This window comes from Salmonella sp. 32120201201600049SM (genome assembly GCF_017572835.1).
Lineage (GTDB): Bacteria > Pseudomonadota > Gammaproteobacteria > Enterobacterales > Enterobacteriaceae > Salmonella > Salmonella enterica.
Map to the genome: position 1 here is coordinate 217667 of NZ_JAGESA010000004.1, position 23715 is coordinate 241381.

Below are 23715 nucleotides of genomic sequence, written 5' to 3' on the forward strand. Positions count from 1 at the left end.
CTTACGCCAGCGTCATCAGGGTGTCGCCGACGGAAACCGCATCCCCGGACTTCACCGCGATACCGCGTACCGTCCCGGCCTGCGCGGCGCGGATTTCGGTTTCCATCTTCATGGCTTCCAGAATCAGCAGCACGTCGCCTTCCGCTACGCTCTGCCCTTCGGTGGCTATCACTTTCCAGATATTGCCCGCCAGCGGCGCGGTGACCGGGGTGCCGGCGCCTGCCGGGGCGGTGGCAGGAGCAGAAGAGGCAGCAGGTGCAGCCGCAGTGAGCTGGCTGATATCGCCGCCGTCGCTGACTTTCACCACAAAGGCTTTGCCTTCCACTTCCACGGTGTAGATACCGGAAGCTGCGGCTTTTGCCGGGGCAGCGGCAGGCTGCGCGGCTTCCGCCTGCGGCAGTGGCTCAAACGCCGCCGGATTATGGCGGTTCTCAAGGAATTTGAGGCCGATTTGCGGGAACAGCGCCACGGTGAGCACGTCGTCAATGGCGTTTCCCGCAAGCTGAATGCCCTTCTCCTGCGCCTGGCGCCTGACGTCCGCTTCCAGTTCAGCCAGCTCCGGCTTCAGCAGATCCGCCGGACGGCAGGTCACCGGAGCGCCCCCTTCCAGCACGCGGGCCTGTAACGCGGCGTTAACCGGCACCGGCGTGTGGCCGTATTCGCCTTTCAGTATCCCGGCGGTTTCCTTCGCGATGGTTTTGTAGCGCTCGCCGGTCAGGACGTTGAGCACCGCCTGGGTGCCGACAATCTGCGAGGTCGGGGTCACCAGCGGGATAAAGCCGAGGTCCTCGCGCACGCGGGGGATTTCCGCCAGCACCTGGTCCAGTTTGTCCGCCGCGTTCTGCTGCTTCAGCTGGCTTTCGAGGTTAGTGAGCATTCCGCCCGGCACCTGGGCCACCAGAATACGGCTGTCGTAGCCTTTCAGCTGGCCTTCAAAGGCGTGATACTTTTTGCGCACCTCGCGGAAGTACGCGGCGATGTTTTCCAGCTTCAGGATATCCAGCCCGGTGTCGTGTTCCGTGCCGACAAGCGTTGCCACCAGCGCCTCGGTGGCCGGGTGGCCGTAGGTGGCGCTCATCGAGGAAATCGCCGTGTCCACGCCGTCGACGCCCGCTTCGATGGCTTTCAGCAGGGCCATCTCCGCCATCCCGGTGGTGGCGTGACAGTGCAGGTGCAGGCGCACCTCAAAACGTTTTTTGATTTCGCTGACCAGCTCAAAAGCGGCCATCGGGGTGAGAATGCCGGACATGTCCTTAATCGCAATGGAATCGACGCCGGTTTCCAGCAGTTGCTCTGTTAAATCCAGCCAGGTCTGCAACGTGTGCGCCGGACTGGTGGTATAGCTCAGCGTGCCCTGGGCGTGCGCGCCGTGGCTGCGCACCGCCTGCAGGGCGGCTTTCATATTGCGCGGGTCGTTCATGGCATCGAAGACGCGGAACACGTCCATGCCGTTTTTCACCGCCCGCTCAACAAAACGCTCCACCACATCATCGGCGTAGTGGCGATAACCGAGCAGGTTCTGGCCGCGCAGCAACATCTGCAGCGGGGTTTTGGGCATGGCTTTTTTGAGTTCGCGCAGGCGCAGCCACGGGTCTTCGCCGAGGAAACGGATACAGGCGTCAAAGGTGGCGCCGCCCCAGCACTCCAGCGACCCGTAGCCCACGTCATCGAGCTGAGCGGCAATCGGCAGCATATCGTCAAGGCGCAGGCGGGTGGCGAACAGGGACTGGTGGGCGTCGCGCAGGACGACATCGGTAATGGCAATAGTCATGGATCCCTCCGTGAATTAAGGGTTAAGGCGGCGATGGTGGTGGATAGCGGCGGCAATCACCGGCTTTAAGCGGGCGAAGTCGTCCACGACGGGAACGGCGCGCGGTGCGGGCGCGGCGACGGGTTCCGGGAAGAAGCGAGTAATCACGGCAGACATGCCGCGAATGGCAAAGATGAGCAGGAACAGAAAGCTCAGTACGAACCCCATCCCTAAAAACATCAGGGTGAAACCTTCACCCAGTAGTACAGCTTCATTCATGAATCATTTTCCATAATGAGAGGCACGACGGTGGCCTTGACGACAACCTTCCTGGTGAATCCGGCTAAGGAGTAGAGTGGATTTCCCTTGGCCACCTCTGGCTTTGGCCTCTACTTTTCTCCAGGTCGTTTGCGGCAAAGACACCGCCGTGCGTTTTTTTACACCATCATGCTGAACACGATGCTGGCGATAACCAGCACAATACCGCCGCCCAGACGAGAGGAAATTTGTGCATATGAAATGAGGTTCATACGGTTACAGGCGGAGAGCACTTCCAGATCGCCGGAGCCGCCGCGGTTGGCCATACAAAGACCCGCAGTAATGGATGATTCAATCGGGTAGAAGCCAATCAACCAGCCCCCGATAGCTGCGCCAACGACTGCGCCGACCACAATGATTGCGGCGATAACGACGTTCGCGAACGTCAGGGCATCGATAATCTCTTGCAGATCGGTGTAGCAAACACCCACACCGACCATCAGCACCCACAGCAGTTGTTTGGAGAAGAAGTCAGAAAGACGTTTCGCCCCGGCTTTAATCTCCGGTGAGCAAAGACCTGATGCGTTCAGCGCAGCAACAATCAGAACCATCCAGGCGAAGTAGTGAATAGAGACGCCGCCGATGCTTGGCAGAATTTTCTTGGCAACAACATAGGCCAGCAGGAAGCAGGTGGTGGATAACACCATGCCAACCGCCGTTTCACGATGGGTAATCTGACCGGCCTTTTCATCATCTTCGGTTTTGAAGGAAGCCTTACGAACCAACTCACCTTCACCGCTAAGCCAGGTGTATTTTTTGCCTATCATATCGAGGAGGGCGGCGAAAATAATGGCGAAGATATTCGCAATGGTCAGAATAGCAATAGCCGTTGAGTAATACTCTTCGCGAGAACGTCCGGTAACCGAGTGATAAATTTCAGACAGAGGCACGGCGCCCGCGCCGTTACCACCGCCCATAATCGGCAGAACGTACAGCATCATGATACGGTCGACCGGGATACCGAAGCACAGACCAATGACGATACCGAAAAGGGACGCGCCGACAATCCCGGCGAGGATGGTTGGGATATAGCCCAGCAGTGATTTTAATAGCAGCTTACGGTTTACCGACAGGATCGCGCCTGTGATCAACACTGCGATAAACAGGTTAAGGAAGTTGCTTTTATCCATTACGTTGCTGATCGCATCAATTTCTTTCTGCGTAAATATGCCAGCATAGACAAAATAAGCCGCAACCAGAAATATCATAACCGGTGCGCCACCAATATATTTATTGAAGATCGGTAAACGTTTGCCGATTTCACCAAAAATGGCCCCCATAACAAACATAAGAGCAAAACCACCGACTAAGTCAGTCGGTATAGCGTTATAGAAATGAGACAGTAATAAAGTAATTAATGCAAAAGCATAAAGCGGTAGCGGCATACCAAAGATTTTGAATCTGAGTAAATCGCCAGCCCCCTTTTTCTCCGTCGCCGAAGCCTGGGTCATGTTGGTCATAAACATTTTCCTGTGTATTGATGGGTAACAAGACCCGCGCATACTAATAAATTCAATGAACCGTGAGATGTGACTATCTTCACTGAATGGTTGTGTTTTTAATTAATTTAATTATTTTTATTAACTCTGGTTAATTAAGGAAATAAAAACCATAAAGCTTATAAAAGCAAGGGGGAAAGTGTGATGTCTATTCCAGACGAGTAATACAAACGCTGGCGAAATATGCGGCGTTATTTGCTGACGGATGCAGAATAGAGTGAATCTAATATTTAAACGCATTTATTTGCAAAAGGATGTATTGCGTCGCGAGTCGGTCGCCATGTTTCTGGAGGGCGTGGGACTCGCCCTGGAAGATGATTGTGAAATCGCGGTATGCGCATATTGGCAGGGTGAGATAGTTGGATGCGGCTCGCTGGCCGGAAACGTACTGAAATGCATCGCCGTTTCCCCGGTTTTACAAGGGGAAGGGCTCAGCCTCAAACTGCTGACTGAGCTGCTTACATTGGCCTATGAGTTAAACCGCAGCGAGCTTTTCCTGTTCACTAAGCCGCAAAATCGGTTGCTGTTTTCTGGCGCGGGGTTTTGGCCCATTGCGCAGGCAGGTGAGCTGGCGGTGTTAATGGAGAACAGCAGTGAACGGTTAGCGCGCTTTTGTCGCCAACTGGCGCTTTATCGTCAACCGGGAAAAACGATCGGCGCCATCGTCATGAACGCCAATCCGTTTACCTTGGGCCACCGTTATCTGGTGGAACAAGCAGCGGCAGCCTGTGACTGGCTGCATCTATTTGTGGTCAAAGAAGATGCTTCATTTTTTTCCTATACCGACCGTTGGGCGCTGATCGAACAAGGAATCGCGGGTATTGACAACGTCACGTTGCATTCCGGCTCCGCTTATATGATCTCGCGTGCGACGTTTCCCGGCTATTTCCTCAAAGAAAAAGGGGTTGTGGACGACTGCCATTGCCAGATCGATCTGCAACTCTTCCGTGAACATCTGGCTCCAGCGCTGGGGATTACCCATCGTTTTGTCGGCAGTGAACCGTTTTGTCCTCTGACCTGTGCCTATAACCAGCGAATGCACGACATTTTGCACGATCCGAAGCGTAGCGGCCCGGTTATTGAGGTCGTCGAGCTGGCGCGGGTGGAGAAAAACGGCACGGCTATTTCCGCCTCTCGCGTCAGAAAACTGTATAGCGAACGTAATTGGCCGGCAATAAGCGCGTTGGTGCCTGCTGGCACCCTGGCATATCTGCAGCGGCATGCCGCCAGACACACTGAAACCATATGACGTAACACCGTTAACAAGGAACATAACTAATGAAAATCATTAAAGATGCCCTGGCAGGCACGCTGGAATCCAGCGATGTGATGATCAGGATTGGTCCATCCAGCGAGCCAGGAATTCGGCTGGAGCTAGAGAGTCTGGTGAAGCAGCAGTTTGGCGCGGCGATTGAGCAGGTGGTTCGGGAAACGCTGGCGAAGCTGGGCGTTGAACGCGCGCTGGTTAGCGTCGATGACAAAGGCGCGCTGGAGTGTATTTTACGCGCCCGAGTGCAGGCGGCGGCGTTACGCGCTGCAGAACAAACGGAAATTCAATGGAGTGCGTTATGAGACCACGTCGCAGTATGTTGTTTATCCCCGGCGCAAATGCGGCCATGTTGAGCACCTCGTTTGTCTATGGTGCGGACGCGGTGATGTTCGACTTAGAAGACGCCGTAGCGTTACGTGAGAAAGATACCGCCCGTCTTTTAGTCCATCACGCGCTTCAACATCCGTTCTATCAGGATGTTGAAAAAGTGGTGCGCATTAATCCACTGAACACGCCGTTTGGTCTGGCCGATCTTGAAGCCGTCGTGCGTGGTGGCGCGGATATCGTGCGTCTGCCGAAAACCGACAGCAAAAACGATGTGCTGGAGCTGGAAGCGCAGGTCGAACGGATCGAACGTGAATGTGGACGCGCGGTCGGCAGTACCAGGCTGATGGCGGCGATCGAATCAGCGAAAGGCGTGGTCAATGCCGTCGGCATCGCCACCTCCAGCCCGCGCATGGTGGCAATTGCGCTGGCGGCATTTGATTACGTGATGGATATGGGCACCTGCCGGGGCGATGGCACCGAGCTGTTCTACGCCCGCTGCGCAGTGCTGCATGCGGCGCGCGTTGCGGGTATTGCCGCCTATGATGTCGTTTGGTCGGATATCAATAATGAAGAAGGCTTCCTGAAGGAAGTGCAGTTGGCGAAAGGGCTTGGTTTTAACGGTAAGTCCTTAGTGAACCCACGTCAGATTGAGCTGTTACATCAGGCTTATTCTCCGACACGTAAAGAAGTTGAGCATGCGTATGAGGTGATTGCCGCCGCTGAAGAGGCTGAGTCTCGCGGTCTGGGCGTCGTTTCACTCAACGGCAAAATGATTGACGGCCCGATTATCGACCACGCGCGTAAAGTGGTGGCGCTGTCGGCTTCCGGTATTCGTGATTAAGGAAGGAACCATGAAAGAGACTGTAACCATGCTCAACCAGCAATATGTCGTACCGGAAGGATTACAGCCCTACCAGGGGGTAACAGCGAACAGCCCGTGGCTTGCCAGTGAAACGGAAAAGCGTCGGCGTAAAATTTGTGACTCGCTTGAAGAGGCTATCCGTCGTTCCGGGCTTAAAAATGGCATGACGATATCCTTCCACCATGCGTTTCGTGGTGGCGACAAAGTTGTCAATATGGTGATGGCGAAGCTGGCGGAAATGGGATTCCGCGATCTGACGCTTGCCTCCAGCTCATTAATTGATGCCCACTGGCCGCTTATCGAACACATTAAAAATGGCGTGGTGCGGCAGATTTACACCTCCGGGCTGCGCGGCAAGTTAGGGGAAGAGATCTCCGCTGGCCTGATGGAAAACCCGGTACAGATCCACTCTCACGGCGGCCGCGTAAAGCTGATTCAGAGCGGTGAGCTGAATATTGATGTCGCTTTCCTCGGCGTGCCGTGCTGCGACGAATTTGGTAATGCGAACGGCTTTAGCGGCAAGTCACGCTGCGGCTCTTTGGGGTATGCGCAGGTTGATGCGCAGTACGCTAAATGTGTGGTGCTCCTGACTGAAGAGTGGGTCGAATTCCCCAATTATCCGGCCAGTATCGCGCAGGATCAGGTTGATTTGATCGTACAGGTGGACGAAGTAGGGGATCCGGAAAAAATCACCGCGGGCGCGATTCGTCTGTCCAGCAACCCGCGTGAACTGTTGATCGCCCGGCAGGCGGCCAATGTGATCGAACACTCAGGTTATTTTTGTGATGGTTTCTCACTGCAAACCGGCACCGGTGGCGCATCTCTGGCGGTCACCCGTTTCCTGGAAGACAAAATGCGTCGGCACAACATTACGGCGAGTTTTGGCCTGGGCGGGATCACCGGCACCATGGTGGATCTGCATGAGAAAGGGTTGATCAAAGCGCTGCTGGATACGCAATCATTCGATGGCGATGCGGCCCGTTCGCTGGCGCAGAATCCACATCATATTGAAATCTCAACCAATCAATACGCGAACCCCGCCTCTAAAGGCGCGGCATGCGAACGCCTGAACGTGGTGATGCTGAGCGCGCTGGAAATTGACGTGAATTTCAACGTTAACGTGATGACCGGTTCAAACGGCGTACTGCGTGGCGCATCGGGCGGCCATAGCGATACGGCAGCAGGTGCGGATCTGACTATTATCACTGCGCCGCTGGTGCGCGGGCGTATTCCTTGCGTGGTAGAAAAGGTGCTGACTACCGTCACGCCAGGGGCAAGCGTTGATGTGCTGGTTACCGACCATGGTATTGCAGTGAACCCTGCGCGTCAGGATCTGCTTGATAACCTGCGTGCTGCGGGCGTGGCGCTGATGACCATCGAACAACTGCAACAGCGCGCTGAGCAACTGACCGGTAAACCGCAGCCGATTGAGTTTACCGATCGGGTGGTGGCTGTGGTGCGTTATCGCGACGGTTCAGTGATTGACGTGATTCGCCAGGTTAAAGGCTGATGAAGGGCACAGACCTGCTGTACCAGGGCCAGGCAGTTACGCTGGAGGAGATGCTACAAGCGCGCGATAAACGTGCCGCCAGGCAGCGTCAGGCGTTGAACTGCTATCGGCTACCGTTGATTTCCCTCACGCTGGTTGCACCGGGCGCCGTTAAAAACTCAGCGGTCTGGCGGCGTGTCGCCGATTACGCAATTGCCGAAATACTGGCGCTTTGCGAACAGAAGGAGTGGGTCAACGTCTGGGAAATGCAGGTAAATGAACGCAGCGGCCCGGAATGGATGGCAGCGGTCTGTGCGCCGGCAATGGCGTTGAAACAGCACATGTCGACACTAGAGATGAGCCATCCGTTAGGGCGGCTTTGGGACATCGACATTATTGATAGCGACGGTAAGTCGCTATCACGCCGTGAACTCGGGCATCCTGCCCGGCCATGTTTGATATGCCAGCAGGATGCTCATCTCTGTGCCCGGGGCAAGCATCACACCCTTGACCTTTTGTTGGATGAAATTGCACGAAGGATTGAATGCTATGAACGTGAGCGTTGTGACTGAACGGCGTACGCCAGCGTACTCATCGCTGGCGGCTGGCGAACTTAATGGGTTGGTTGCAAGAGCGCTGCTGACGGAAGCCAGGCTGACACCAAAACCCGGTCTGGTCGATATTCGTAATTCGGGAGCGCATAGGGATATGGATCTGGCGGCATTTGAACGTAGCACTACCGCCATTGCTCCGTGGATGGAAAAGTTTTTTATCATGGGCAACAACACGGCGGCGCTGGCGGCAGAAAATGTCCTGGTGATGCTGCGTCCGCTGGGGATGGCCTGTGAGAACGATATGCTACAGGCGACCAATGGTGTGAATACCCATCGCGGGGCGATTTTCGCTTTTGGCCTGTTGAGCGCAGCGATTGGCCGACTTCTCGCGCGGGGAGAACCGTTGGAGCAAAATCGTATCTGCGACCAGGTTGCCCGCCTGAGTCGGAATATTGTTGCCCACGAGCTCTCAGCAAAAAAAGCGGGAAAACTGACAAAGAGTGAAACCCATTTCCAGTGTTATGGCCTGTCGGGCGCGCGGGGAGAAGCGGAAAGCGGTTTTCGAACCGTCAGAACGCAGGCTTTGCCGGTGTTTAACCGGGTCGTGCAGGAGCATGACGATACCCATCTTGCCCTGCTGCAAACATTGTTGCATCTGATGGCGTGGAATGATGATACCAATCTGGTGTCACGGGGAGGCCTGGAAGGGCTTTACTACGTGCAGCAGCAGGCACAAAAATTGTTGTGGCAAGGGGGCGTATTGGTTGAGGGGGGCATTGAAGCGATGCAGTCCCTCGATGATGAACTCATCCTGCGTAACTTAAGCCCTGGCGGTAGCGCGGATTTACTGGCAGTGACCTGGTTTTTAAGTCATTTTCCTGCCGGTTCCCTCTATCCTGAGTAAGTTTCTCTTCTTTCATTCTCTCCAGCAATGATTCATCCTGCGGGATGAATCATGTCTTTTACTGATATCGCTCCCTGTTTATCATTAATTTCTAATTATCGGCGATTTTAGATGGCGGCCTCCGGGCGCGCTGGTTACTCTGAAAACGGTTTACGCAATTTTTACAAAAGAGAATAGCTATGCATGAAGCACAAATCCGCGTCGCCATTGCCGGCGCTGGTGGCCGCATGGGACGGCAGTTAATCCAGGCCGCCATGGCGATGGAAGGTGTTCAGCTGGGTGCCGCGCTGGAGCGCGAAGGCTCTTCCTTGCTGGGCAGCGATGCTGGCGAACTGGCAGGGGCGGGAAAGTCCGGCGTGATCGTTCAAAGTAGCCTTGAGGCGGTAAAAGATGATTTTGACGTTTTCATCGATTTTACCCGTCCGGAAGGCACGTTGACGCATCTGGCGTTTTGCCGCCAGCATGGTAAAGGGATGGTGATTGGTACTACCGGCTTTGACGACGCCGGTAAACAAGCCATTCGCGAGGCGTCGCAAGAGATTGCGATCGTTTTCGCCGCAAACTTTAGCGTCGGCGTTAACGTCATGCTCAAGCTGCTGGAGAAAGCCGCGAAGGTAATGGGCGACTATAGCGATATTGAAATTATTGAAGCGCACCACCGCCATAAAGTGGATGCACCGTCGGGTACGGCGCTGGCAATGGGCGAGGCAATCGCCGGGGCGCTGGATAAAAATCTGAAGGACTGCGCGGTCTACTCGCGTGAAGGTTATACCGGCGAGCGCGTACCGGGCACGATTGGCTTTGCAACCGTACGCGCGGGCGACATCGTCGGCGAACATACCGCGATGTTTGCCGATATTGGCGAGCGCGTAGAGATTACGCATAAAGCTTCCAGCCGCATGACGTTTGCAAATGGCGCGTTGCGATCGGCGTTATGGCTAAAAACGAAGAAAAATGGGCTATTTGACATGCGGGACGTGCTGGGGCTGGATGTATTATAGCGACTAAATACCTTCGTGATGTGGTTGTGGTAATCAAGATTAATTGATTACAAAGGGCAATATATTATTGCCCTTTTGTTTTTGCCCCCCCGGTTATTCGGCCAGATAAATAACGCCTTTCGCCATTCATGTTTCGACAGTTTCTTCGCCCACGACATGTTCTGCCGTTGTTTTCGCGTTAAGAACAGTCAGTTTAAAGACATCCGGGCCAACGGCATCCATTTGCGTGACGTAATTGCCATTACGATAAATGCGGTTAATTGACCTTTCAGGCGCATCGGTACGGGTCATTACGTTCAACGGGAAAAAATTACTGCCTGAACTGACATTAGTCATATTCAGCCGCAGCGGCTTACCGTATGCAAAATGCACCTCGACCAGACTGATAAGACTGATATCCATCGGGGGGTAGTGCTGTTCCACGTGGGCGTTTTATCTCTTTTGTTTCAATAGGTTGGCTTTTTTATGCTGTAGTGAGGCTGGTTGTGGTCCAATCGTATGCGCTAGTCTTAAAGAAAAAGAAGCTGGATCTTCATATCGCGATTGTAATTGTTATTACATTGTCTTAATTTGCTGTTTTTGTTGATTTTATAATGCATTTGATTTGTTTTTTATATTTTTAAAATATTGATTTTTAAAATGTTTTTGTTGTTAATTTGCTTAATTTTGAATTTTTATGCATTTAATGGCATTGATGGCTATTAAGTGAGTTTTTATCGTTGTTTTTTGTTGTTTTAATGTGAAATTTGACCATTTGGTCCACTTTTTATCATGCCAGCCAGTTTTTTGCGAACTCAAGGAAGCGCAAGCGTTTTCTATCGTCACTTAGTTGATCTTTTTGCCTCTTAAACAGAATAACTTCCTTATAATGTGCAAAATAACATAAAAAATACCCGCTTTAAGTTGACTTTTATCCGGCTTAACTTCAGAATGCCGCCGTTTGCCAGAAATCCACGGGTAAGCAAATTTGCATTGCTTCATACTGACTGAATGAATTAATATGCAAATAAAGTGAGTGAATATTCTCTGGAGGGTGTTTTGATTAAGTCAGCGCTATTGGTTCTGGAAGACGGAACCCAGTTTCACGGTCGGGCCATAGGGGCAACAGGTTCGGCGGTTGGGGAAGTCGTTTTCAATACTTCAATGACCGGTTATCAAGAAATCCTCACTGATCCTTCCTATTCCCGCCAAATCGTCACTCTTACTTATCCCCATATTGGTAATGTCGGCACCAATGAAGCCGATGAAGAATCTTCTCAGGTTCATGCGCAAGGTTTAGTGATTCGCGATCTGCCGTTGATTGCCAGCAACTTCCGTAACACCGAAGACCTCTCTTCTTACCTCAAACGGCATAACATTGTGGCGATTGCTGATATCGATACCCGCAAGCTGACCCGACTGCTGCGTGAGAAAGGCGCACAGAACGGCTGCATCATTGCAGGCGATAGCCCGGATGCGAAGCTGGCGCTGGAAAAAGCGAAAGCATTTCCTGGACTGAACGGTATGGATCTGGCGAAAGAAGTGACCACGGCGGAAACCTACCGCTGGACGCAGGGTAGCTGGACGCTGAAAGACGGTTTACCGGAAGCGAAATCTGAGGATGACCTGCCGTTCCATGTGGTGGCCTATGATTTCGGCGCCAAGCGCAACATCCTGCGTATGCTGGTGGATCGCGGCTGCCGCCTGACGGTGGTGCCAGCGCAAACCTCTGCTGAAGAGGTGCTGAAAATGAATCCGGACGGCATCTTCCTGTCAAACGGCCCTGGCGACCCGGCTCCGTGCGACTACGCGATTACTGCTATCCAGAAATTCCTCGAAACCGACATTCCGCTATTTGGCATCTGCCTCGGTCATCAGCTACTGGCGCTGGCGAGCGGTGCGAAGACCGTTAAGATGAAGTTCGGCCATCACGGCGGCAACCATCCGGTAAAAGATATGGACAGAAACGTGGTAATGATCACCGCGCAGAACCACGGTTTTGCGGTGGATGAAGACTCGCTGCCAGCCAACCTGCGCGTGACCCACAAGTCGCTGTTCGACGGCACCCTGCAGGGGATTCATCGTACCGACAAACCGGCGTTCAGCTTCCAGGGTCACCCGGAGGCGAGCCCAGGCCCGCACGATGCGGCGCCGCTGTTCGACCACTTTATCGAGCTTATTGAGCAATACCGTCAGTCCGCGAAATAATCAGGAGTAATAAGAGCCATGCCAAAACGTACAGATATAAAAAGCATCCTGATTCTGGGCGCGGGCCCGATTGTTATCGGTCAGGCGTGTGAGTTTGACTACTCCGGCGCTCAGGCGTGTAAAGCGCTGCGCGAAGAGGGTTACCGCGTTATTCTGGTGAACTCCAACCCGGCCACCATCATGACCGACCCGGAAATGGCCGATGCCACCTACATCGAGCCGATTCACTGGGAAGTGGTGCGCAAAATCATTGAAAAAGAGCGTCCGGATGCAGTGCTGCCGACCATGGGCGGCCAGACGGCGCTGAACTGCGCGCTGGAACTGGAGCGGCAGGGCGTGCTCGAAGAGTTCGGCGTCACCATGATTGGCGCCACCGCCGACGCCATTGATAAAGCCGAAGACCGTCGTCGCTTCGATATCGCGATGAAGAAAATTGGTCTCGACACCGCGCGTTCCGGTATCGCGCACACTATGGAAGAAGCGCTGGCGGTTGCCGCTGACGTGGGCTTCCCGTGCATCATCCGTCCGTCCTTTACCATGGGCGGCACCGGCGGCGGTATCGCTTACAACCGTGAAGAGTTCGAAGAAATCTGCGAACGCGGTCTGGACCTCTCGCCAACCAACGAGCTGCTGATTGATGAATCGCTGATCGGCTGGAAAGAGTACGAGATGGAAGTGGTGCGTGATAAAAACGACAACTGCATCATCGTCTGCTCTATCGAAAACTTCGATGCGATGGGTATCCACACCGGTGACTCCATCACCGTGGCCCCGGCACAGACGCTGACCGACAAAGAATACCAAATCATGCGTAACGCCTCGATGGCGGTACTGCGTGAAATCGGCGTCGAAACCGGCGGTTCTAACGTCCAGTTCGCAGTGAACCCGAAAAACGGTCGTCTGATCGTTATCGAAATGAACCCGCGCGTCTCCCGCTCCTCGGCGCTGGCGTCGAAAGCCACCGGCTTCCCGATTGCCAAAGTAGCCGCCAAACTGGCGGTGGGTTACACCCTCGACGAACTGATGAACGACATCACCGGTGGCCGTACGCCGGCCTCCTTCGAGCCGTCCATCGACTATGTTGTCACCAAAATTCCGCGCTTTAACTTCGAGAAATTCGCCGGTGCCAATGACCGTCTGACCACTCAGATGAAATCGGTCGGGGAAGTGATGGCGATTGGTCGCACGCAGCAGGAATCCCTGCAGAAAGCGCTGCGCGGCCTGGAAGTGGGCGCCACCGGTTTCGACCCGAAAGTGAGCCTCGACGACCCGGAAGCTCTGACCAAAATCCGCCGCGAGCTGAAAGATGCGGGCGCTGATCGTATCTGGTATATCGCCGATGCCTTCCGTGCGGGCTTGTCTGTGGATGGCGTCTTTAACCTGACCAACATCGACCGCTGGTTCCTGGTGCAGATTGAAGAGCTGGTGCGTCTGGAAGAGAAAGTGGCTGAAGTCGGGATTACTGGCCTCAACGCCGACTTCCTGCGTCAGCTCAAGCGCAAAGGGTTTGCCGATGCGCGTCTGGCGAAACTGGCGGGCGTACGCGAAGCGGAAATCCGCAAACTGCGTGACCAGTATGACCTGCATCCGGTCTACAAGCGTGTGGATACCTGCGCGGCGGAATTCGCCACCGATACCGCCTACATGTACTCCACTTATGAAGATGAGTGCGAAGCGAACCCGTCCATTGACCGCGATAAAATCATGGTCCTCGGCGGCGGCCCGAACCGTATCGGCCAGGGCATTGAGTTTGACTACTGCTGCGTACACGCCTCGCTGGCGCTGCGCGAAGACGGTTACGAGACCATCATGGTCAACTGTAACCCGGAAACCGTCTCCACCGACTACGACACTTCCGACCGTCTGTACTTCGAGCCGGTGACGCTGGAAGACGTGCTGGAAATCGTGCGCATCGAGAAGCCGAAAGGCGTTATCGTGCAGTACGGCGGCCAGACCCCACTGAAGCTGGCGCGCGCGCTGGAAGCGGCAGGCGTGCCGGTTATCGGCACCAGCCCGGACGCCATCGACCGTGCGGAAGACCGTGAACGCTTCCAGCATGCGGTTGACCGTTTGAAGCTGAAGCAACCGGCCAACGCCACCGTCACCGCCATTGAACAGGCTGTCGAAAAAGCGAAAGAGATCGGCTACCCGCTGGTGGTACGTCCTTCTTACGTGCTGGGCGGTCGGGCGATGGAAATTGTCTATGACGAAGCCGATCTGCGTCGCTACTTCCAGACGGCGGTCAGCGTCTCTAACGATGCGCCGGTGCTGCTGGACCGCTTCCTTGATGACGCGGTTGAAGTGGACGTGGACGCTATCTGCGACGGCGAAATGGTGCTGATTGGCGGCATTATGGAGCACATTGAGCAGGCGGGCGTACACTCCGGCGACTCCGCCTGTTCCCTGCCGGCCTACACGCTGAGCCAGGAGATTCAGGATGTGATGCGCCAACAGGTGCAGAAGCTGGCCTTCGAGTTGCAGGTGCGCGGCCTGATGAACGTGCAGTTTGCGGTGAAAGACAACGAAGTCTATCTGATTGAAGTCAACCCGCGTGCGGCGCGTACCGTACCGTTCGTCTCCAAAGCCACCGGCGTTCCGCTGGCGAAAGTGGCGGCGCGCGTGATGGCCGGCAAATCGCTGACCGAGCAGGGCGTGACCCAAGAAATTATCCCGCCGTACTACTCGGTGAAAGAAGTGGTGCTGCCGTTCAATAAATTCCCCGGCGTTGACCCGCTGTTAGGGCCGGAAATGCGCTCCACCGGGGAAGTGATGGGCGTGGGCCGTACCTTTGCGGAAGCGTTCGCCAAGGCACAGTTGGGCAGTAACTCCACCATGAAGAAACAGGGCCGTGCGCTGCTCTCCGTCCGCGAAGGCGACAAAGAGCGCGTGGTGGATCTCGCCGCCAAGCTGCTGAAACAGGGCTTTGAGCTGGATGCCACCCACGGTACGGCGATTGTGCTGGGCGAAGCCGGTATCAACCCGCGTCTGGTGAACAAGGTGCATGAAGGTCGTCCGCACATTCAGGACCGTATCAAGAATGGCGAATACACCTACATCATCAACACCACCGCAGGTCGCCGCGCGATTGAAGACTCCAGGGTGATTCGCCGCAGCGCGCTGCAGTACAAGGTGCATTATGACACCACGCTGAACGGCGGTTTTGCCACGACGATGGCGCTCAATGCTGATGCCACCGAGAAGGTAACCTCGGTGCAGGAAATGCACGCGCAGATCAAAAAGTCGTAAACAAAGGGTTCGGCGGATATTGCTCTAACCGGACCTGTAATATAATGTTGAAAGGGTTTCTGTAAAGAAACCCTTTTTTTATCTTGCGTAAGGTCATTCCTGGAGAAGTCCGTTTCCGTAACCACATTTTCAATGTAATAAGCACGATATTGCTCACACTAATCAATATTTAAGTCGCATACTATCTTGCATATCCACAATTTTAATATGGCTTAGTTTTTATTAGTTTGGACAGGCCGTAGCCAGATTTTTAATTTGTGAAATGGTGTGCTTATGTGTGAAAAATATGTTGAAAGACCGCTTTATTTGTTAATTGCTGACTGGATGATGGCAGAGAACCGATGGATCACTGCCAGGGAGATTTCCCGTCAATTTGATATTGAACATTGCAAAGCAATTAATACGCTCTCCTATATTCTGTCAGAAGTGGGGGAAATTGTTTGTGAAGTGAAGATGATCCCTAACCAAATTGCAGGACGAGGCTGCCAGTGCCAGCGTCTGGTGAAAGTCGTGAGTATCGACTCTCAACTCTATCGCCGATTGAATCATAATTTGCAGGAAAGAAAAGTGAGCGTGGCGAAAGCGCCGCGACTGTCTGCCGTTCCCCCCACAGAGCTAAACCGTGAGCAGAAATGGCAGATGATGCTCTCCAAGAGTATGCGTCGCTAATTGTCTGTTTAACCTGATGGCGGGGTAAACGGTAATTGACGCGTAGGCCGGATAAGCGTGAGCGCATCCGGCATCAATTACTGTGCTGATTTTGGCTTCACGTCCGTCGTGCCTTTCAGGCGCGGCCGGTTTTCTTCGACCTGCGTTAACGGCTTCGTTTCAGATAACCCCGTTCGACAACGGATCGCAAGATCCTGATATTCTTTGGTATTGAGGCGTTTCCAGTGCAGCTCCTGGTCCGTAACCTGGCGTAGTACGCGCGCCGGTGATCCCACCAGCAGTTGCCTTGCCTCACCCTGAAATCCGGCTTTGACAAAACTCATGGCGGCGACAATGCTCTCTTCGCCAATCACTGCGCCGTCCATAATGACGCTATTCATGCCGACCAGGGCGTCCCGTCCCACCACGCAGCCATGTAGAATAGCGCCGTGGCCGATATGGCCGTTTTCATGCACGATGGTATCGGTATCGCAGTAGCCATGCATAATGCAGCCATCCTGCAGATTAGAGCCTGCCTCCAGGATCAGGCGACCATAATCCCCACGCAATGACGCGAGTTGGCCAATATAAACACCGGCGCCCACGATGACATCGCCAATCAGCACGGCGCTGGGATGGACAAACGCGTCCGGATGCACCACCGGGATCAGTCCTTCAAAGGCGTAATAGCTCATAGTTGTACCTCGCTTTTTTTGCCGGATGGCGGTGTAAACACCTTATCCGGCCTACGGTTGCGCATGTGCTGTAGGCCGGATAAGCGAAGCGCCATCCGGCATAGTCACATTAACGACCTTTCCACACCGGATCGCGTTTTTCGGCAAATGCCTGCGGTCCTTCGAGCGCATCTTCTGAATGCAGTACCGACGGATAATGCTTCAGCACGCCGCTGCGGATGTAGCGGTAGCCTTCTTCTACCGGCATTTCGCTGGTCGCGCGATAAATCTCTTTCAGCGCCGCGATAGCCAGCGGGGCGCTATTGACCAGTTGTTGCGCCAGTTCGCGCGCGCTATCCATCAGTTCGCTCTGGCTGACAACGCGGTTCACGACTCCCCAACGCAGCGCTTCTTCGGCGCTCATTCGTCTGCCGGTCATTACCATTTCGTTGACGATAGCCGGTGGCAGCAGCTTAGGCAGACGCAATACGCCGCCGCTGTCAGGCACGATGCCGAGCTTTGCTTCCGGCAGCGCGAAGCTGGCGTTTTCGGCGCAGACAATAAAGTCCGCCGCCAGCGCCAGCTCAAAACCGCCGCCAAACGCGTAGCCGTTCACCGCGGCGATAACCGGCTTATCGAGGTCAAATATTTCGGTTAAACCAGCAAAGCCGCCGGGACCAAAATCGGCATCCGGCGCTTCACCTTCCGCTGCCGCTTTTAAGTCCCAGCCAGCAGAAAAGAATTTCTCCCCGCCGCCGGTAATGATTGCTACGCGTAATTCCGGATCGTCACGGAAATTAAGAAAAGCTTCACCCATTGCAAAGCTGGTTTTGGCGTCAATGGCATTCGCTTTAGGTCGGTCGAGGGTAATTTCCAGGATCGGGCCGTTACGGGTCAGATGTAATGACTCACTCATAGTTCATCTCCAGATAAATAGTTTTCCGGCGGGAGGGATTCCTGCCGGAAGGTTTATTTCAGATTTTTTTTGATTATTTTTCCTGAACAGTTGCGCGGCAGGTCGGTTCTGATCTCCATAAAAGAGGGAACCTTGAACTTCGCCATATTGTTTTCGCAGAAGCTGAAAAACTCGGCTTCGCTTAATGTTTCACCTTCATTAAGGACAATAAACGCTTTAATGGCTTCATCACGGATCGCGTCTTTAATACCAACCACCACAATGTCCTGAATTTTCGGATGCGCAGAAATAATATTTTCCAGCTCGACGCAGGAGACATTTTCTCCGCCGCGTTTAATCATGTTGCAGCGCCTGTCGACGAAATAAAAATAGCCATCCTCATCCTGGTAACCCGAATCACCGGTATGTAACCAGCCCTCTGGTTCCAGCGCCCTGGCGGTTGCCTCCGGCTGCATGTAATACTCTTTGAAGATAGTCTTGCCGGGGATGCCTTTAATACAGATTTCGCCAATTTCTCCGGCGGGCAGCGGGCGATTTTGATCGTCGCGAATTTCAGCTTCATAGCTAAAACCCACGCGACCAATGGAAGGCCAGCGCCGTTTGTCTCCGGGACGGTCGCCAATAATTCCGACAATGGTTTCAGTCATACCATAAGAGGTCAGCAGCCTGACGCCAAAGCGTTCGGTAAAGGCGTCTTTTTCCTGCGCGGATAGATTGAGATAGAACATCACTTCGCGCAGATGATGCTGCCTGTCCGTTGGCGCGGCGGGCTGGACCATCAGCGTGCGGATCATCATCGGAATGCACTCGGTCACCGTCGCCTGATATTTACGTACCTGATCCCAGAAGGCCCTGGCGCTGTACTTCTCTAGCAGCACAAAGGTGCTGCCGGCGGAAAAGGCTGGCATTGCGGCGGTACACTGACAGTCGATATGAAAAGCGGGCATCACCGTCATGTACACGTCATCATCGCGCAGGGCGATTTGCCAGGCAGAGTAGTAGCCTGCAAAACGCAGGTTATAGTGGGTAATCACCACCCCTTTTGGACGCGAGGTGGTACCGGAGGTAAACAGAATTTCCGCCGTATCGTCAGTGGATAACACGGGCGTATAGCACAGCGTGGCCGACTGGCGTGCTTGTAGTTGGGTAAAGTGGCTCACGCCGTCGTCAGCCGGAAGCTGCTCGCCAATCAGACAGATATGATTAAGCGGAGTGCTATTGTCCTGGCGTATTTCACGGTACATAGGATAAAACTGGGCGCTGGTAACCAGCAGACTCACCTGGCTGTTTTGCAGGATCCAGGCGCTTTCTTCGCCCAGTAAGCGGGCATTAATCGGCACCATAATGGCGCCGATTTTTGCCAGTCCAAACCAGCAAAAGATGAATTCCGGACAGTTATCCAGATGCAGCGCGACCCTATCACCCTTGCGGATCCCTAAGGAATAAAAAAGGTTCGCCGTGCGGTTAATCTCTTCATTGAGCGAAGCATAGCTAAACTGCCGAACGATTCCCTCACAGGATTCGAAAATTAACGCCGTTTTATCTCCGTACACCCCGGCCAGGTCGTCCCACATCTGACGTAAGTTTTGTCCGCCAACGATATCCATATTGCTTTATCCACTGAAATCAGGCGTGAGCGCTAACCGGAAAACCGATTAGCGCATCGCGTTTAATCCTCAACTTTGGCCAGGCCTTTGCCGACCAGTTCCTTAATATCTGCTTCGCTATAACCAATGTTTTTCAGAATGGCGGCGGTATCCATGCCGTGTGACGGCATGCCACGCCAGATTTTCCCCGGGTTGTTTTTAAATTTCGGCATGATGTTCGGCCCTTTACAGGTGCGACCGTCCATTGTTTGCCACTGAGTAATCGATTCGCGGGCAACGTACTGCGGGTTACCTTCCAGTTCCGGAATGGTGAGCACCTTCGCACAGGCGATATTCAGCTCAGCAAAACGCGCCTGAACGTCGGCGATGGTGTGTGTTGCCAGCCAGGCGTCCAGTTTCTCTTCGACGAGCGGGCCGTAAGGGCATTCCACGCGATGGATGAGCTGCGTGCCTTCCGGAACTTCCGGCGTACCGAGAATGTGGGCCAGGCCAATATCTTTAAAACACTCGTTGATTTGCGTGATGCCGACCAACTCCATGACGATGTAACCATCGGCGCATTTATACAGGCCGCAACCGGCGTAGTAGGGGTCTTTCCCTTTCGTCATACGTGGACAGATTTCGCCGCCGTTGAAGTAGTCCATCATGAAGTACTGACCCATGCGCAGCATCACTTCGTACATGGCGATATCGATGCTTTCACCTTTACCCGTTTCGCGTACTTTGTGCAGGGCTGCCAGCGCGGCTGTCGTCGCGGTCATCCCGGAGAAGTAATCGGCGGTATACGGGAAGGCTGGCATCGGTTGGTCAACGTCGCCGTTTTGGATCAGATAACCACTGAATGCCTGCGCGATGGTGTTATACGCCGGAAGATTGGTGTACTCCTCGGTACCATACTGGCCGAAGCCGGAAAGGTGGGCAATGACCAGTTTCGGGTTATGTTCCCACAGCACTTCATCAGTAATACCACGGCGGGCAAAGGCCGGGCCTTTACTGGCTTCAATGAAAATATCGGTGGTTTCCATCAATTTCAGAAACGCTTCCCGACCTTCATCTTTGAAAATATTCAGCGACAGGGCGTGCAGGTTGCGGCGTGAGAGCTGCGGGTAGTTAGGCTGTACGCGGATGGTATCGGCCCATGCGACGTTTTCAATCCAGATAACCTCGGCGCCCCATTCGGCGAACATCTGTCCGGCGAATGGACCGGCGATTTCGATTCCTGAAAAAACAACGCGTACCCCAGCAAGCGGGCCAAAGGTTGGCATTGGTAAATGATTCATCATTTTTCTCCTGGCATTTTTTGCGGTATGTAGGCCGGATAAGCACAGCGCCATCCGGCATGATTGCCTGATGGCGACGCCCCGCGTCTTATCAGGCCTACAAGGGATCGATTAGCGGTATTGCTTGAGTACCGCACGACCCAACGTCAGGATCTGCATTTCGTCAGAACCACCAGAAACACGGTCAACGCGCAGGTCACGCCAGAAACGCGTGATGCGGTGGTTGCCCGCGATACCAACACCTCCCAGTACCTGCATGGCGGTGTCTACCACTTCAAACGCGGCGTTGGCGCAGAAGTATTTGCACATTGCCGCGTCGCCGGAGGTAATAGTGCCGTTATCTGCTTTCCACGCGGCTTCCAGCAGCATATTTTTCATGGAGTTCAGTTTGATCGCCATATGCGCAAACTTCTCCTGAATCAGCTGGAAACGGCCAATAGCTTCACCAAACTGCACGCGCTGATTAGCGTAACGCGCAGCGTCTTCAAAAGCGCACATTGCGGTACCGTAGTTGGTCAGCGCGACGAGGAAGCGCTCATGGTCAAACTCTTCTTTCACGCGGTTGAAGCCGTTACCTTCCCGACCGAACATGTCTTTCTCGTCCAGTTCAACGTCATCAAAGGTGATTTCACAGCAGCTATCCATGCGCAGACCGAGTTTCTCCAGTTTGTTGACCTTGATACCCGCTTTGCTCATGTCCACAAACCACTCGGTGTAAACCGGTTTATCCGGCGATGCACCGTCTCTCGCCATGACCACGATGTACGGGGTATAGGCGCTACTGGTGATAAAGCACTTACTGCCATTGAGATAAACCTTACCATTTTTGCGTGTATAAGTGGTTTTCAGACTACCAACATCCGATCCCGCTCCCGGTTCAGTGATAGCAGAGTTCCACATCTGCTTACCGGTGCCCCGGAACGCCATGATTTTATCAATTTGCTCCTGAGTTCCTTCACGCAGGAAAGTGTTAAAACCTCCCGGCAATTGGTACAACACGTAAGTTGGTGCGCCAAGACGTCCCAGCTCCATCCAGACGGCGGCGACGGTAACAAAACCCGCTTCCAGACCGCCGTGTTCCTCCGGGATCAGCAGGCTATCAATACCCATATCCGCCAGCGCTTTTACAAAACGCTCAGGGTAGACGCTGTCACGATCGCACTCGGCAAAATAAGCTTCCCAGTTCTCACTGGCCATCAGTTCGCGAATACCGGCGACAAACAGCTCCTGTTCGTCATTTAAGTTGAAATCCATCTTTCAGCCTCTTGATCAATTGGGTTAATAAGAATTACTTGTCTTTCCAGTGCACTTTGGCGTCTTTAATAAAGGACAGCGTCACCATAATGTTGACGAAGAACAGCGGACATCCTCCGGCGATAATCGCGGTCTGAATCGGCTTCAACCCACCCAGCGCCAGCAGAACGATACCGATGATGCCGACCAGCACTGACCAGCCGATACGCACTAACAGAGGCGGCTCTTCACCATCGCGAACTTCGCGACAGGTCGACATCGCCAGGGTGTAAGAGCAGGCGTTAATCAGCGTGACGGTGGCAATAAAGCAGAGGATGAAGAAGCCCCACATGGTGGCGGTGCTGAGCGGCAAGGCGGCCCAGGTTTCGATAATGGCGCGCGCCACGCCGTGTTGCTCAATCAGTTGCGGAATGTTGAGGATGTTTTTATCCATCAGCAGCAGCGTGTTACTGCCAAGGACAGTCCACAGGATCCAGGTAGACGCGGTCAGACCCATCACCATCCCGAAGCACAGCTCACGTACGGTACGACCACGGGAAATACGGGCCAGGAAGATACTCATCTGGATGGCGTAAATAACCCACCACGCCCAGTAGAAAACGGTCCAGCCCTGCGGGAAGCCGCCTTTACCGATGGCGTCGGTATAGAACAGCATCCGTGGCAGATGCATTAACAGCATCCCGACGGAGTCGGTGAAGTAGTTCATGATGAAGCTGGCGCCGCTGACGATAAACACCCAGCCGAGCATCAGGAAGCTCAGGTAGCTACGCACATCGCTGGCGATTCTGACCCCTTTTTGCAGGCCGCAGGCCACGCAAATCGCGTTCAGAATGATCCAGCAGGTAATGATGATGGCATCCAATTGCAGCGTATGCGGAATACCGAACAGCCATTGCATACACTCGGTGACCAGCGGGGTAGCCAGACCGAGGCTGGTGCCCATCGCGAAGATCAGCGCCACCAGGTAGAAGTTATCGACGATGGTACCGAACAACCCTTTCGCATGCTTTTCACCGACGAGCGGTACCAGCGTGGAGCTGGGGCGGATGACATCCATCTTGCGTACAAAGAAGAAGTAGGCGAAGGCCACGGAAAGGAAGCTATAGGTTGCCCACGGCAGCGGCCCCCAGTGGAACAGGCTGTACGCCAGGCCTATCTCTTTCGCGCCCGTGGAATTTGGTTCCAGGCCGAACGGCGGGGTGGAGATATAGTAGTAGATCTCAATAGAGCCCCAGAACAGAACCGCAGCGGATGTACAGGAGGCGAACATCATGAAAATCCAGCTGGCGGTGCTAAACTCCGGTTTTTCGTCACCTAATCTCTTTTTGGCATAGGGGCCAAAAACCAGCCAGAACCAGCCGAAGAGCATGACGACCATATACCATTCAAATGCCCAACCCCAGACGTTGGTGACATAACTGAATACCGCATTAATAACGACGTTAGCGGCATCAAGATCTCTGACTGTTAGCCAGCAAAGTATCCCGACAATTATTAATGGCGGAAAAAAAACCTTCGGTTCAATTCCCGATTTTTTCTTTTCATTTTTCATAAGTGAATTCCAGTGTGAAAACGAAATTTATTTAGCGTGCCAGTCCATGAACGTTTGTTTATTTATTATTAATGATTTGTTGATAAGTTTTTAACCTCTGGGACGCCTCAATGAGTAACTCATGATGGGTATTCACTTCGGGTGATTCTGTTATCTTCGTCACACTTTTTTGCGTTGATTATTTTGTGTTTAAATTTTGATTTTTGCTTTATTTATCAATTGATTGGTTGTGGTTTTTTAACTTTTTTAAGTATCTGACGTTCAATATTGTTGAGCCAGCAAACAATATTGAAAATTTTCATATTTGGCATATTTCTTTCAATATTGGTGAGGTGCGTAACACTATTGAAAGTTACGAATATCAATGTGTGACATTT

20 protein-coding genes are annotated in these 23715 nt (G+C 53.6%); 10 read left to right on the plus strand and 10 right to left on the minus strand.

The window, feature by feature from the left end; all coding sequences use genetic code 11:
- Position 1: 1 nt before the first annotated feature.
- The 3 genes from oadA to citS form a co-directional block, all read right to left on the minus strand.
- The gene (oadA, locus tag J4650_RS11700) at positions 2-1771 is read right to left on the minus strand and encodes a sodium-extruding oxaloacetate decarboxylase subunit alpha (RefSeq protein WP_023993196.1); all 1770 of its coding nucleotides are present in this window, start codon (positions 1769-1771) and stop codon (positions 2-4) included.
- A gap of 15 nt (positions 1772-1786) precedes the next feature.
- Positions 1787-2029 carry an oxaloacetate decarboxylase subunit gamma gene (locus J4650_RS11705; RefSeq protein WP_023993195.1) on the minus strand — a complete coding sequence of 81 codons (243 nt, stop codon included), beginning with the start codon at positions 2027-2029 and terminating at the stop codon, positions 1787-1789.
- 158 nt (positions 2030-2187) lie between these two features.
- The gene (citS, locus tag J4650_RS11710) at positions 2188-3528 is read right to left on the minus strand and encodes a citrate/sodium symporter CitS (protein ID WP_000183596.1); all 1341 of its coding nucleotides are present in this window, start codon (positions 3526-3528) and stop codon (positions 2188-2190) included.
- A gap of 244 nt (positions 3529-3772) precedes the next feature.
- Between citS and citC the strand changes: the two genes are divergently transcribed.
- From citC to dapB, 7 genes are all read left to right on the plus strand, one after another.
- A complete protein-coding gene (gene citC / locus J4650_RS11715) occupies positions 3773-4816 on the plus strand; it encodes a [citrate (pro-3S)-lyase] ligase (RefSeq protein WP_001181444.1) in 1044 nt (347 codons plus the stop codon).
- 29 nt (positions 4817-4845) lie between these two features.
- Positions 4846-5139, plus strand: coding sequence for a citrate lyase acyl carrier protein (citD, locus tag J4650_RS11720; RefSeq protein ID WP_000691461.1), 294 nt, complete (start codon positions 4846-4848; stop codon positions 5137-5139).
- Positions 5136-6005, plus strand: a complete 870-nt coding sequence (gene citE, locus J4650_RS11725) for a citrate (pro-3S)-lyase subunit beta (protein WP_023993194.1) — start codon at positions 5136-5138, stop codon at positions 6003-6005. The genes citD and citE overlap by 4 nt, the downstream gene beginning before the upstream one ends.
- A gap of 10 nt (positions 6006-6015) precedes the next feature.
- Positions 6016-7536, plus strand: a complete 1521-nt coding sequence (gene citF, locus J4650_RS11730; protein WP_000665573.1) for a citrate lyase subunit alpha — start codon at positions 6016-6018, stop codon at positions 7534-7536.
- Positions 7536-8087 carry a citrate lyase holo-[acyl-carrier protein] synthase gene (gene citX / locus J4650_RS11735; protein ID WP_000679050.1) on the plus strand — a complete coding sequence of 184 codons (552 nt, stop codon included), beginning with the start codon at positions 7536-7538 and terminating at the stop codon, positions 8085-8087. Before citF ends, citX begins: the two co-directional genes overlap by 1 nt.
- Positions 8065-8973 carry a triphosphoribosyl-dephospho-CoA synthase CitG gene (gene citG, locus J4650_RS11740; RefSeq protein WP_001103238.1) on the plus strand — a complete coding sequence of 303 codons (909 nt, stop codon included), beginning with the start codon at positions 8065-8067 and terminating at the stop codon, positions 8971-8973. Before citX ends, citG begins: the two co-directional genes overlap by 23 nt.
- 179 nt (positions 8974-9152) lie before the next feature.
- Positions 9153-9974 carry a 4-hydroxy-tetrahydrodipicolinate reductase gene (gene dapB / locus J4650_RS11745; RefSeq protein ID WP_000544032.1) on the plus strand — a complete coding sequence of 274 codons (822 nt, stop codon included), beginning with the start codon at positions 9153-9155 and terminating at the stop codon, positions 9972-9974.
- A 126-nt stretch (positions 9975-10100) separates the two neighbouring features.
- Here the strand turns inward: dapB and J4650_RS22835 are convergent, their stop codons facing one another.
- On the minus strand, positions 10101-10376 hold the full coding sequence (locus J4650_RS22835) for a hypothetical protein (RefSeq protein ID WP_023993193.1): 276 nt from the start codon (positions 10374-10376) through the stop codon (positions 10101-10103).
- 636 nt (positions 10377-11012) lie between these two features.
- On the opposite strand from J4650_RS22835, the gene carA reads away from it, so the two are divergent.
- From carA to caiF, 3 genes are all read left to right on the plus strand, one after another.
- Positions 11013-12161 (plus strand): glutamine-hydrolyzing carbamoyl-phosphate synthase small subunit, encoded by a 1149-nt coding sequence (gene carA, locus J4650_RS11755; RefSeq protein WP_000597280.1) that lies wholly within the window; start codon positions 11013-11015, stop codon positions 12159-12161.
- 18 nt (positions 12162-12179) lie between these two features.
- On the plus strand, positions 12180-15407 hold the full coding sequence (carB, locus tag J4650_RS11760; protein ID WP_001126305.1) for a carbamoyl-phosphate synthase large subunit: 3228 nt from the start codon (positions 12180-12182) through the stop codon (positions 15405-15407).
- A gap of 273 nt (positions 15408-15680) precedes the next feature.
- Entirely contained in the window at positions 15681-16076 is a 396-nt protein-coding gene (caiF, locus tag J4650_RS11765) for a carnitine metabolism transcriptional regulator CaiF (RefSeq protein ID WP_000333324.1), read from the plus strand.
- Positions 16077-16153: 77 nt separating this feature from the next.
- Here caiF and caiE read toward each other — a convergent pair whose 3' ends face one another.
- The 6 genes from caiE to caiT all read right to left on the minus strand — a co-directional run bounded on the left by caiE (position 16154) and on the right by caiT (position 23338).
- The gene (gene caiE / locus J4650_RS11770; RefSeq protein ID WP_023993192.1) at positions 16154-16750 is read right to left on the minus strand and encodes a carnitine operon protein CaiE; all 597 of its coding nucleotides are present in this window, start codon (positions 16748-16750) and stop codon (positions 16154-16156) included.
- Between the two features lie 109 nt (positions 16751-16859).
- Positions 16860-17645, minus strand: a complete 786-nt coding sequence (caiD, locus tag J4650_RS11775) for a crotonobetainyl-CoA hydratase (protein ID WP_000004383.1) — start codon at positions 17643-17645, stop codon at positions 16860-16862.
- Positions 17646-17698: 53 nt separating this feature from the next.
- The gene (gene caiC, locus J4650_RS11780) at positions 17699-19252 is read right to left on the minus strand and encodes a crotonobetaine/carnitine-CoA ligase (RefSeq protein WP_000355805.1); all 1554 of its coding nucleotides are present in this window, start codon (positions 19250-19252) and stop codon (positions 17699-17701) included.
- 62 nt (positions 19253-19314) lie between these two features.
- The gene (caiB, locus tag J4650_RS11785; protein ID WP_001016212.1) at positions 19315-20532 is read right to left on the minus strand and encodes an L-carnitine CoA-transferase; all 1218 of its coding nucleotides are present in this window, start codon (positions 20530-20532) and stop codon (positions 19315-19317) included.
- Between the two features lie 111 nt (positions 20533-20643).
- Positions 20644-21786 (minus strand): crotonobetainyl-CoA dehydrogenase, encoded by a 1143-nt coding sequence (caiA, locus tag J4650_RS11790; protein ID WP_000347134.1) that lies wholly within the window; start codon positions 21784-21786, stop codon positions 20644-20646.
- Between the two features lie 34 nt (positions 21787-21820).
- Positions 21821-23338: an L-carnitine/gamma-butyrobetaine antiporter gene (gene caiT / locus J4650_RS11795; RefSeq protein WP_000787073.1), complete on the minus strand. Its 1518-nt coding sequence runs from the start codon at positions 23336-23338 to the stop codon at positions 21821-21823.
- Positions 23339-23715: the final 377 nt, after the last annotated feature.

Bases quoted from the DNA above. Each gene is read 5' to 3' on its own strand.
- caiD (WP_000004383.1), bottom strand. From the start codon at position 17,645: ATGAGTGAGTCATTACATCTGACCCGTAACGGCCCGATCCTGGAAATT.
- citS (WP_000183596.1), bottom strand. From the start codon at position 3,528: ATGACCAACATGACCCAGGCTTCGGCGACGGAGAAAAAGGGGGCTGGC.
- citF (WP_000665573.1), top strand. From the start codon at position 6,016: ATGAAAGAGACTGTAACCATGCTCAACCAGCAATATGTCGTACCGGAA.
- J4650_RS22835 (WP_023993193.1), bottom strand. From the start codon at position 10,376: ATGGATATCAGTCTTATCAGTCTGGTCGAGGTGCATTTTGCATACGGT.
- caiT (WP_000787073.1), bottom strand. From the start codon at position 23,338: ATGAAAAATGAAAAGAAAAAATCGGGAATTGAACCGAAGGTTTTTTTT.
- dapB (WP_000544032.1), top strand. From the start codon at position 9,153: ATGCATGAAGCACAAATCCGCGTCGCCATTGCCGGCGCTGGTGGCCGC.
- caiF (WP_000333324.1), top strand. From the start codon at position 15,681: ATGTGTGAAAAATATGTTGAAAGACCGCTTTATTTGTTAATTGCTGAC.
- J4650_RS11705 (WP_023993195.1), bottom strand. From the start codon at position 2,029: ATGAATGAAGCTGTACTACTGGGTGAAGGTTTCACCCTGATGTTTTTA.
- caiA (WP_000347134.1), bottom strand. From the start codon at position 21,786: ATGGATTTCAACTTAAATGACGAACAGGAGCTGTTTGTCGCCGGTATT.
- citX (WP_000679050.1), top strand. From the start codon at position 7,536: ATGAAGGGCACAGACCTGCTGTACCAGGGCCAGGCAGTTACGCTGGAG.
- citC (WP_001181444.1), top strand. From the start codon at position 3,773: ATGCAGAATAGAGTGAATCTAATATTTAAACGCATTTATTTGCAAAAG.
- oadA (WP_023993196.1), bottom strand. From the start codon at position 1,771: ATGACTATTGCCATTACCGATGTCGTCCTGCGCGACGCCCACCAGTCC.
- citE (WP_023993194.1), top strand. From the start codon at position 5,136: ATGAGACCACGTCGCAGTATGTTGTTTATCCCCGGCGCAAATGCGGCC.
- citG (WP_001103238.1), top strand. From the start codon at position 8,065: ATGAACGTGAGCGTTGTGACTGAACGGCGTACGCCAGCGTACTCATCG.
- caiE (WP_023993192.1), bottom strand. From the start codon at position 16,750: ATGAGCTATTACGCCTTTGAAGGACTGATCCCGGTGGTGCATCCGGAC.
- caiB (WP_001016212.1), bottom strand. From the start codon at position 20,532: ATGAATCATTTACCAATGCCAACCTTTGGCCCGCTTGCTGGGGTACGC.
- carB (WP_001126305.1), top strand. From the start codon at position 12,180: ATGCCAAAACGTACAGATATAAAAAGCATCCTGATTCTGGGCGCGGGC.
- citD (WP_000691461.1), top strand. From the start codon at position 4,846: ATGAAAATCATTAAAGATGCCCTGGCAGGCACGCTGGAATCCAGCGAT.
- caiC (WP_000355805.1), bottom strand. From the start codon at position 19,252: ATGGATATCGTTGGCGGACAAAACTTACGTCAGATGTGGGACGACCTG.